The sequence below is a fragment of the Candidatus Methylomirabilota bacterium genome (assembly GCA_035936835.1).
Classification (GTDB): Bacteria; Methylomirabilota; Methylomirabilia; order Rokubacteriales; family CSP1-6; genus AR37.
The window spans coordinates 1-3,060 of sequence record DASYVT010000222.1 but is presented as its reverse complement, the minus strand read 5'-3'; the positions used below and the strand labels follow the sequence as shown (position 1 = coordinate 3,060).

General features: G+C 70.1%; 3 protein-coding genes. All 3 read left to right on the top strand.

Annotated elements, in window-relative coordinates:
* Positions 1-208, top strand: a 208-nt coding sequence (locus VGV06_20180; GenBank protein HEV2057461.1) for a redoxin domain-containing protein, incomplete at its 5' end; no start/stop codon positions are given.
* A 186-nt stretch (positions 209-394) separates the two neighbouring features.
* Positions 395-1,999 (top strand): IS21 family transposase, encoded by a 1,605-nt coding sequence (gene istA, locus VGV06_20175; GenBank protein ID HEV2057460.1) that lies wholly within the window; start codon positions 395-397, stop codon positions 1,997-1,999.
* Positions 1,996-2,745, top strand: a complete 750-nt coding sequence (gene istB / locus VGV06_20170; protein ID HEV2057459.1) for an IS21-like element helper ATPase IstB — start codon at positions 1,996-1,998, stop codon at positions 2,743-2,745. Before istA ends, istB begins: the two co-directional genes overlap by 4 nt.
* The last annotated feature ends 315 nt before the right edge of the window (positions 2,746-3,060 follow it).

Genomic DNA, 3,060 nt, shown 5'->3' with positions numbered 1-3,060 from the left:
CAAGGCCTTCGCCGAGAAGTTCAACTTCAACTTTCCGCTGATCAGCGACACCGACCGGAAGATCGGCACCGCCTACGGCGCCAACGTCGACCCCGCCAAGGGCGCCGCGCGTGTCGGCGTGGTCATCGACGCGAACGGCAAGATCAAGGAATGGCACGAGAAGGTCGACGCCCGCGCGTGGCCGGCGGCGGTCGTGCAGACGCTGTAGAGCGATTCAGGAACGGCGGCCGTTTCCGAGGCCGCCGTTCCCTCGTACGCTGAGCTTGCGATCGATGCTGTGGAGCCTCGGTGGACACCCAAAACCGGCCAGTCGTGGACAGCTGAAAACCGGCCAGTGAGGTAGCCGCGCCCCAGGACGTTGACGCGGCGGGGATGCCCGTGGTTTCCCGCCAGGATGGCCAACATCTTGGGCGACGACAGGAAGCAGCAGATTCTCGCGCTGGGGCAGCTCGGATGGCCGCTCCGTCGGATCGAACACGCCACCGGCGTCCGGCGCGAGACGGCGGGGGCGTATCTGCGGGCCGCGGGGATTGCGATGCGCGCGCCCCGCCGCCGGCGTCCCCCACCAAAACCGGCCAGTGAGGTGTCCACCGACCCGGCAAATCCGGCCAGTCAGGTGTCCACCGACCTCGAGCGGCTCCCACGGGGCCGCGCTGACCTGCCGGCGTGGCCTCCACAAACGAGCCGGGCGCCGACGGCCAGCGCCTGCGAGCCGTACCGCGAGCTGATCGAGCTCGCGCTCGGTCGGGGCCGCAACGCCATGGCGATCTGGCAGGACCTCGTCGATCAGCACGGCTTCCCGGCCCGGTACGCCAGCGTGCGGCGCTACGTCGTGCAGGTGCGTGGCACGCGCACGCCCGACGCCCACCCGGTGATCGTCACCGCGCCCGGCGAGGAAGCGCAGGTCGATTACGGCGACGGGCCGATGGTGCGCGACCCTGGGACCGGGAAGTACCGCCGCACCCGCTTGTTCGTCCTCACGCTCGGCGCCAGCCGCAAGAGTGTCCGCCTGCTGACCTTCACCTCCAGCACGCGCCGCTGGGCGGAGCTGCATGAAGAGGCGTTTCGCCGGCTCGGAGGCAGCGTCCGCGTCGTCGTCCTCGACAATCTGCGCGAAGGCGTGCTCCGGCCCGACGTGTACGATCCCGCGCTCAACCCGCTCTACCGCGACGTGCTCGCCCACTACGGCGCGGTCGCGCTGCCCTGTCGGGTGGGCCATCCTGATCGCAAGGGCAAGGTCGAGTCCGCCATCGGCCACACGCAACGCACGCCGCTCAAGGGCGGGCGCTTCGAGATGCTCGCCGAGGCCCAGGCCTATCTCGATCGCTGGGACGCGCGCTGGGCGGACACCCGCATCCACGGCACCACCAAGCGCCAGGTCGCCGCGATGTTCGCCGAGGAGCGCCCGCACCTCCTCCCGCTGCCGCTCGAACCCTTTCGCTACTACCAGTACGGACTCCGCACCGTGCATCTCGACGGCTGCGTCGAAGTCGCCGGCGCCTACTATGCGCCGCCCCCCGGCTGGCTGGGGCGCGTGGTCGCCGTCCAGTGGGACGATCACCACGTCCGGCTCCTCGAGCCCCCCACCGGGCGCTTGCTCCGCGAGCATCGCCGCCACGCGCGCGGCCGTCACGTCATCCATCCCGACGACCACCCGCCCCGCACCCCGGCGACCACCCTGACGCTGCTGGCACGCGCCGCACGCGCGGGCGAGGCCATCGGCACGCTCTGCACGGCCATCCACGGCCGCGACGGCGCGCACGGCGTGCGCCGCATCCTCGGCGTCCTCGCCCTCGTGAAGACGTATGGCGGCGCCGTCGTCGCGGACGCCTGCGGCGCCGCCCTCGAGCTCGGCGTCGCTGAGTACCGCTTCCTCCGGCGCTATCTCGAGCGCCACGCGCCGGCGCCCCTCACGCTGCGCCAGGTCGATCCGCTCATCCGCGAGCTCACCCACTACCGCGATGTCATCGCGCGGAAAACCCAGGAGGTCACTCCATGAACGTCATCGAGCTCCAACGCGCCCTCCGCCAGCTCCGCTGCTCCGGCATCGCCGCCGGGCTCGAGGCCCGCCTGCTCGAAGCGCAGGCCGAGAAGCTGGTGCCCATCGATTTTCTCTCCCGGCTCATCCAGGACGAGCTGCTCCGCCGGCAGGACCGCCTGCTCGAGCGTCGCGTGAAGGTCGCCGGCTTTCGCGACGCCGGCAAGCGGCTCGACACCTTTGACTTCGACTTCAACAAGAAGATGCCTCGCGCCCTCATCTTCGAGCTGGCGACCGCGCGCTGGGTGACCCAGCACGAGGACGCCCTCTTGCTCGGCCCGCCGGGCACGGGCAAGAGCCACCTCGCGCAGGCGGTCGGCTTCGCCGCGATCCAGCAAGGCCACCGCGTGCTCTATCGCGAGACCCACGTCCTCGTCGAGGAGCTCGCCGAGGCCCAGCTCGCCGGCACACGACGCGACTACGTCGCCGCCGTCACCACCGTCCCGCTGCTCATCATCGACGACCTCGGGATGCGCAAGCTCCCGCCCACGGCGGCCGAGGATCTCCTCGAGATCGTGATGCGCCGCTACGAACGCACGTCGACGCTGATCACCTCCAACCGTCCCGTCGAGGACTGGGGCAAGCTCTTCGGCGACACCGCGGCGGTCAGCGCGATGCTCGATCGCCTGCTCCATCACGCCCATGTCCTCACCTGCGGGCCGCGCAGCTGGCGCACCCGGCTCCACAGCGAGCGGAGCGCGTCCTGACCACTCAACGCGGGGATGACGCATCGCGCTTTGGCGCAGGGAGGCCCCGATCTTCGTCGAGGGGATATCTCGGTATCCCCCGCGTCGGCGTCGACAACGCCGACATGGGCCTTGCTCGATCACGAGCGAACGCGGTAGAACACTCGCGCTGGGGGTGGCTCTCCCACTGGCCGGTTTTGACCCGTCCACGACTGGCCGGTTTTCAGGTGTCCACCGAGGCTGTGGAGGAGTCGCGTGTGTTCGTTCAGCTTCCTCACGATCGCGAGACCGACGGAATGAATGCCTTTGAACGCCTCACGCGTCGCTGCTAGGGTT

Coding starts and splice junctions, on each gene's coding strand:
- istB (HEV2057459.1), top strand. CDS start 1,996: ATGAACGTCATCGAGCTCCAACGCGCCCTCCGCCAGCTCCGCTGCTCC.
- istA (HEV2057460.1), top strand. CDS start 395: ATGGCCAACATCTTGGGCGACGACAGGAAGCAGCAGATTCTCGCGCTG.